Raw genomic sequence first — 6,955 nt, forward strand, 5'->3', positions numbered from 1 at the left:
TCTCTTAAAATTGTTTATTTTCCTAATGCGATCGCCCCATTTTGTCCTCCAAAGCCAAAACTCAAACACAACACATTTTGTATTTTAGCTGTTTTTGCTTCTCTGACTAAATTAATCTCAAATTCTGGTTCTTTTAATCCCACACAAGGCGGTAATATTTGGTCTTGTAACGCCATCAAACAAAACGCCATTCCTAACGTTCCTGATGCGCCTAACGTGTGACCTGTAGCGCCTTTGGTTGAACTCACTGCAATATCATTTTGAAAGATTTGATCAATTAAGTTGGCTTCATGTTGATCATTGAGTTGAGTAGCGGTGCCGTGAGCGTGAATATAATCAATATCTTGAGGTAATAAATTACTCCGACTCAAACAATTTTTAATCGCAGTTATCGCACTTTTACCATCTAAATTCGGTCGATTACTGGAACTCGCATCAGACGTTAATCCAAACCCTAAAACTTGACCATAAATTCGAGCAGAACGACGTTTTGCTGACTCTATTGATTCTAATACAAATATAGCACCTCCTTCGCCTAAAATAAACCCTTCTCGCTGTCGATCAAAAGGATAAGCACCCGTTAAACCTAAAGCACCCATTTTCTCAAAACCTGCTAAAGTTAGCGGAGTAATTGGGGTTTCTACTGCACCGACAATCACTTGTTCACAGTATCCCATTGCTATTAACTCATAAGCTTGAGCAATTGTCCATAAACCCGTTGCACAAGCCGCCATTGGTGCTAATACTGGCCCGTTTGAACTGATATAATGAGCGGTATTAATCGCTATCATATGATGTAAAAAATGAGGAATAGGAACGGGATTAATAATAGATTGTTGTTGAGTATATTGTTGAGTTGCAAATTCTTCCCATTGAGCTTGATATCCTCGACTCGAACCAATCACAACTCCACAATCAGGTAAAGGAGGCGTTAAATTCGCATCTTTTAGCGTATCTATTAATATTGCTTGAGTTAATTCGGTGAGATGAGAGGGTTTGGGGTTAATTAATGCTAAAGGTCTAGATTTTAGTTCAGGAAAAGGTTGATAGGTTTTAATTCCAGATTGACCTAAGAGAAGTTTTTTCCAGCTAGTCTGGAGTGTTCCCAAAGCCGACTTGACACCAATACCTGTAACTACAACTTGCTCGTTCACGCTGAGTTAAATATTTCCTAAAATTGATGATAGGCTAACTGTTCCAGTCAAAATTATTTTATTTTAACTTGGTTATTATTATATCGACTTAAGGGGCTAAATTGTTGATTTTATTTTCAATATAGCGGAGCCTTTATTAACTTCTGTTAACGCTTGTTGAGATTGATCCCTCAGTCTATTTGCGAGAGAAGCGGTTGACAAATTGTTACAAAGTTTTTTTGATGAATCTCGATTGACTAAAGTCTTATATAACGGATGATTGAGCGTTTTTTTATTTTCCTTCAGTCACCTGATTTTAAGATCAACTCCCAATTTTTGCATATCTTCCTCTTGTCTATACATATGTTAGATCAAGCCACAGATCAAGTTATAAATCCAAGAGGAGAAGCAGATGCAAAACAATGGAAATGGAAATGGAAATGGAAATGGAAATGGAAATGGCAACGGTTCTTCTAAGGGTTCCGGTAATGATGATGTCTATGAAAATAATAATTCTCGCAGACAAGCCTATGATTTAACGAGTCTTGAACAAACCCCTTTGAGTGAAATTCAAGGACTTGCGATTGCTAAAAATCCTGACTGGTATGAAATACAAGTTAGCCCAGGTGCAACGAGTTTATCGGTTGAATTAGAATTTAATCACGCAGATGGAGATATTGACCTTTTCCTCAATAACGCTGATGGCGATCGAATTGCGAGTTCGACTTCTCAAACTGACAACGAAAGCATTAACTTAAACTCCGTAACTTCGGGTATACATTATGTCGAAGTCAGGTCTATCGGGAAGCCGGGGAATTCTTACGATCTGGTTTGGGATGATACGGTTGAATTTCGTTCCTTTGATGGTTCTAATAATAATCTCGAAAATCCAGATTGGGGAACTCCAGAGTCGCAATTAATTCGTTTGAGCGGATCGGCTTATAATGATGGAATTTCCGAACCCCGAGGCGGCGATAATCCCTCTTCGCTGGCGAATCCGAGGGATATTAGCAATACAATTTTCGATCAATCCGAGTCCATTCCCAGTGAAGTTGGCATCAGCGATTGGTTTTGGCAATGGGGACAGTTTATCGATCACGATTTGGATTTAACTCCGCCAATTTCCGGCGAATCTTTTAATATTCCCGTTCCTCAAGGCGATCCCGAATTCGATCCTTTTAATACGGGAACTCAAATAATTCCTTTGACCCGATCAATTTTTGACCCCTCGACGGGAAGTTCGGTAACTAATCCCAGAGAGCAAATCAATGAAATTACCGCCTATATTGATGGCTCTCATGTTTATGGTTCCGATGAGGAACGGGCGGAAGCGTTACGCACCAACGATGGTACCGGAAAGCTGAAAACGAGCGTTGGCGATAACGGGGAAGTTTTGCTTCCTTTTAATACTGACGGGTTGGAAAATGATAATCCGTTTAATATTCCCAATAATTCTATATTCGTGGCGGGAGATGTTCGCGCTAACGAACAGGTGGGGTTAACGGCGACTCATACATTATTTGTTCGTGAACACAATAGACTCGCGGATGAAATTGGGACTAGGTTGGATAATGGAGATGCAGAATTACTGGATTTATTTGCAGAATCGGGATTGAGTCGGGATGATTTTATTTATGAGTCTGCTCGTCGCATTGTGGGTGCGGAAATTCAAGCGATTACCTACAATGAATTTGTACCCCTGTTGGTCGGTTCTGATGCTTTAGAGGAGTACGATGGCTACGATCCGACGGTTGATAGCGGAATTAGCAATGAATTCTCGACTGCCGCTTTTCGGGTCGGACATACCATGCTATCTTCAGAACTACTGCGTATAGACGCCGATGGAACCCCCGAAGATAGTATTAGTTTGCGAGAGGGATTTTTTGATCCAAATATTGCGATCGAAGATGGGGTTGATTCTATATTTTCGGGATTGGCTTCGGGGAGAGCGCAAGAGATTGATACTCAGGTGATTGATGATGTGCGAAATTTTCTCTTTGGCGCACCCGGATCTGGGGGATCGGATTTAGTTTCGCTAAATATTCAACGGGGACGCGAACACGGTTTACCCAGTTACAACGAGGTTCGCGAGGCATTGGATCTCGATCCGATTACCAATTTTGGCGAGATCAGTTCCGATCCGACGGTACAAGCGCAGTTGCAGAGTGCTTATACCGATATCGATGATATTGATTTGTGGGTCGGAGGACTGGCCGAAGATCACGTCGATGGCGCGTTGGTCGGGGAAACGTTTCAAGCGATTTTAGCGGATCAATTTACTCGCTCGCGGGACGGCGATCGCTTCTACTACGAGAACGATCAATTTTTATCGGTGCTTGCTCCTGATGTCGCCGAAACAACCCTTTCTGATGTGATTGTTGCCAATTCAGGGATTACGAATATACAAAATAACGCTTTCTTAGTGTAAGGGATTTGAGGAAGGAGTAGCATAAATGCCAGGTTACTCTTTCTACTTGAAAAGAAGCTTCTTCCTGCTTATCTAAAGTGTTCCTCAAGCTAATTTTAATTCGATAGAGCTTCCTGAATTTTTCGTCGAACTTCTTCGTATTCTTTCAACACAGTGTTTTCCAGATCTTGATCAGCAGCTTCTATGCGAGATTGAAGAACTTTCACTCGTTCTTCCAGGGATAGATTCTGTAGAAAATCTACTTTAATCACATTTGATTCCCCTTTTAACTTTGCAAGCACAGGTTGGAGCTTCTCGTGGGTTATGTTGCGAGTTTTGGGTTGAGCAAGCTTATTCTCTATTGCTGCAACTACATCTAGTGTAGAATAAAGCCTAAGACCATTTTTTTTTCTGACAAAATCTAGCCCTTTCACAATTTGTCTAACTAAATAGTCAGACAATCCATGATTCCTAAAATCATCTTGAGTGACAAAAAAAGGTACTTTATCCATAATTCGTTATTCCCCACTAGCTTTAGGAAATCCTCTAAGTAATTCCTGCATCTCTGCTATTTTTCTATCTCTGTCAGCAATTATTTCATTTTGCGTATCAAGCAATTGATTTTTTCTCTGCATTTGTTCATTATACTCGTCTTTCATCTTGTCTGTAGAAGATGTAACATCACGGAGTAGCTGTTCTAAATAATTAATCCTCCTCTTATAAGCTGCTTCCTGTTTGTCTATATCCTTGAGTTTTGGAACCGACCACTGTGCATAGCAGAGTACAACATCATACTTAGATTTAATTTCTGCTCCTATATTTTTGACAGCTTGTCTTACAGAGGTTATTGTGCATCCTATTTCTTGAGCTACTTCTCTAATCCATCTTTCTTTATCAGTCATTTCTTAACTTATTCTCCTATGACAATAAATCTCTCAAAAACTGTAACTCAGGTAAATCAGCAATCTGTTCTCCCAGTTTCTTATTACATTTGGGATGAACTAGCCAAAGGTACTTAGGGGATATCACAAAATCCATTAAAGTCTCTAACTTGACATCATCTAGATTAGCTTCAGCATATCTCTGTAAAAGTGCCAATGGTGCTAAATGATGTACCTCTGAATGGTCAACAGATAAGCCCGACTCTTCTTGTAGTTCAAGAGGGGCTTTGCAGTAAGCACATTTTTCTTGCTGAGAAATGAAAAGCTTTTTCTTAACAGTTTGACCTTCCTTAGTCCGAATCCACCGATTAAAGGATTTACGGAAGTTTGTGACGTTTCTAGCTTCTGCTAGAACTTCCTTGACCTCCCGATTAACTTTCTCCCAAGCTTCGCGATCACGGCGGTCTTGAACATTCTGCTCGTGCAGCTTTTGATACAGCTTCGATAACTGCTCATTATTGCTCAACTATTTAACTCCCCTGCTTATAGTCTTTTCCTCTCTAGTCCCTGGTCTTATAGCCTTTTCCTTTCATTTGACGTAAGTAACCCAAAAGGGGACAAATTATCTAACTTGCCCCCAAACCCATCTTGGAAATCTTAATTAATTTTTAAGATTGTCTAATCCAGACACAACTTTAGCTGATTCAATGCGATCGCCTTGTTGAATATCGTCGATCACATCCATTCCCTCAGTCACATAACCAAAAACAGCATAACTGCCGTCGAGGAAAGGTAGGTCGGCTAGAGCAAAATAAAACTGAGAAGATGCGGAATCGGGTAAACGAGAACGAGCCATCGCGACTGCGCCTCTAGAGTGCTTCAACTTCGGTTGAGCTTTAATCTTAGCTTCATCAAAAGTTTGGCTGTAGACGGGCATATCAGAGCCTTCTGGTTGAATTTCTAAAGGGACGTAGCGTTCTTGGGAAGTTGTCGGATCAATAAACCCACCGGTACCCAAACGAGCCATCGGCACTTTGGGATCTTTACTTTGGGGATCACCGCCTTGAACCACAAAGGGTTGAGGTTCACGTACAACTCGGTGAAATGCGACCCCATCGTAAACCCCTTGGTTAACCAAATCCACAAAATTCCCTGCGGTTACGGGAGCCGCCGTTCCGTCTACTTCAATCGTAATCGGCGATCCGTTGACCGTCATCACAACTGTTGCTTTGCCTTCTAATTTAGGTAGATTACTCATTGATGAATTTTGAGCTTGAGCCACAGGTGAAATTGCTTGTTCGCCAAGCGTCTCCGAAGGAGAATCACCCACTGCATTTACATTATTGGAAGGGTTTGACTCCGTTGCCGTTCCGTTACATCCGGCGACCATCAGCGCACCCGCTAACAGTATAGACAGTAACCCCTGTCGAATATTCAATCGCTTCATGCTGAATCCTATAATCCTTCCAACGGCACTTGCAAAAACTTAGCGAGTTCAGCACCTTGATTTTCCAACTCAGATAAGGGCATCGGTTGACCCACACGAGTTAGAGGGATTTCTCGTCTATCCTTCAGTCTAAGGTACAGAGCGCGTCGAGGATTAAATCCTTCTTGAATGTCTACTCGCACTGATTGTACATCTTCGGTTTGACAAGTGAACTCAACTTGGCGGTTTTTCCCCGGAAAGCCCCACCGAAAAATCTGAATCTTGCCTGTTTCCTTGCTAAATTCATTGTAGCCACCGCCCACATCCCAAAGGATAACCAGCCAGAGGTACAAAGCCAATAATAGGGCAGCAGAACCATAAAGCCCCATAACTAAGCCCTGGGGTAAAAATATGAGTTGGGTCGGATCTGCAAAGGGGAGTAAATTAATCTGGGTATAGCTAGAGATTCCAGACAGTAAGAAACCGGTGCCTCCCATGGCGATAACGCTTGCCCAGAAGTAGTTACTGGTGCGACGGGAGCCTAAAATGGTCTTGTGTATGATGCGGTCAGTTGTGGTTGTGGTTTGTATGCTCATAAAAAAAATCTTAAATCTTGAGACTTGAATATCTTTGCAAATATTGTTAACTGTAATATATAGTTATGTTAACTTGCTTAGAAAGCATAGTCTTTTAGTAAATCAACTAAGGATCGTTCTCAAATGACTATAGCAGTCGAACGCCCTCAGTTACAGAGAGGATGGTTTGATGTCCTCGATGACTGGCTGAAACGCGATCGCTTTGTATTTGTGGGTTGGTCGGGTATCCTACTGTTCCCCTGTGCCTATCTGGCTTTAGGTGCATGGTTAACCGGAACCACCTTTGTCACCTCTTGGTACACCCACGGTTTAGCAAGCTCCTACCTAGAGGGCTGCAACTTCTTAACGGCCGCTGTCAGTACCCCCGCTAACAGTCTGGGACATTCCCTGCTGTTCCTGTGGGGACCCGAAGCTCAGTGGGACTTCGCTCGCTGGTGTCAACTCGGTGGCTTGTGGGCTTTCACCGCCCTACACGGTGCGTTTGCGCTGATTGGCTTCTGCCTACGTCAGCT

At 42.1% G+C, this 6,955-nt stretch carries 8 protein-coding genes; 2 read left to right on the top strand and 6 right to left on the bottom strand.

The genetic code is table 11. The annotated features are described in order from the left end of the window. Positions 1-14 precede the first annotated feature (14 nt). On the bottom strand, positions 15-1,154 hold the full coding sequence (locus M595_RS22025) for a beta-ketoacyl-ACP synthase (RefSeq protein ID WP_023068679.1): 1,140 nt from the start codon (positions 1,152-1,154) through the stop codon (positions 15-17). A gap of 391 nt (positions 1,155-1,545) precedes the next feature. Between M595_RS22025 and M595_RS22030 the strand changes: the two genes are divergently transcribed. Next, positions 1,546-3,561: a peroxidase family protein gene (locus tag M595_RS22030; RefSeq protein WP_023068685.1), complete on the top strand. Its 2,016-nt coding sequence runs from the start codon at positions 1,546-1,548 to the stop codon at positions 3,559-3,561. A 95-nt stretch (positions 3,562-3,656) separates the two neighbouring features. On the opposite strand, the gene M595_RS22035 is transcribed toward M595_RS22030, so the two are convergent. From M595_RS22035 to M595_RS22055, 5 genes are all read right to left on the bottom strand, one after another. Beyond that, positions 3,657-4,052: a hypothetical protein gene (locus tag M595_RS22035; protein ID WP_023068691.1), complete on the bottom strand. Its 396-nt coding sequence runs from the start codon at positions 4,050-4,052 to the stop codon at positions 3,657-3,659. 6 nt (positions 4,053-4,058) lie between these two features. Continuing rightward, on the bottom strand, positions 4,059-4,442 hold the full coding sequence (locus tag M595_RS22040; protein WP_040484502.1) for a hypothetical protein: 384 nt from the start codon (positions 4,440-4,442) through the stop codon (positions 4,059-4,061). A 16-nt stretch (positions 4,443-4,458) separates the two neighbouring features. Beyond that, positions 4,459-4,947 carry an HNH endonuclease gene (locus M595_RS22045; RefSeq protein ID WP_023068670.1) on the bottom strand — a complete coding sequence of 163 codons (489 nt, stop codon included), beginning with the start codon at positions 4,945-4,947 and terminating at the stop codon, positions 4,459-4,461. A gap of 135 nt (positions 4,948-5,082) precedes the next feature. Next, positions 5,083-5,868: a peptidylprolyl isomerase gene (locus M595_RS22050; protein WP_040484503.1), complete on the bottom strand. Its 786-nt coding sequence runs from the start codon at positions 5,866-5,868 to the stop codon at positions 5,083-5,085. Between the two features lie 8 nt (positions 5,869-5,876). Then, positions 5,877-6,443 (bottom strand): photosystem I assembly protein Ycf4, encoded by a 567-nt coding sequence (locus tag M595_RS22055; RefSeq protein ID WP_040484504.1) that lies wholly within the window; start codon positions 6,441-6,443, stop codon positions 5,877-5,879. A gap of 123 nt (positions 6,444-6,566) precedes the next feature. Between M595_RS22055 and M595_RS22060 the strand changes: the two genes are divergently transcribed. Beyond that, the coding region (locus tag M595_RS22060) for a photosynthetic reaction center family protein (RefSeq protein ID WP_023068684.1) at positions 6,567-6,955 on the top strand (389 nt) is incomplete at its 3' end.

Origin of the sequence: Lyngbya aestuarii BL J (genome assembly GCF_000478195.2) — a bacterium.
GTDB lineage: Bacteria > Cyanobacteriota > Cyanobacteriia > Cyanobacteriales > Microcoleaceae > Capilliphycus > Capilliphycus aestuarii.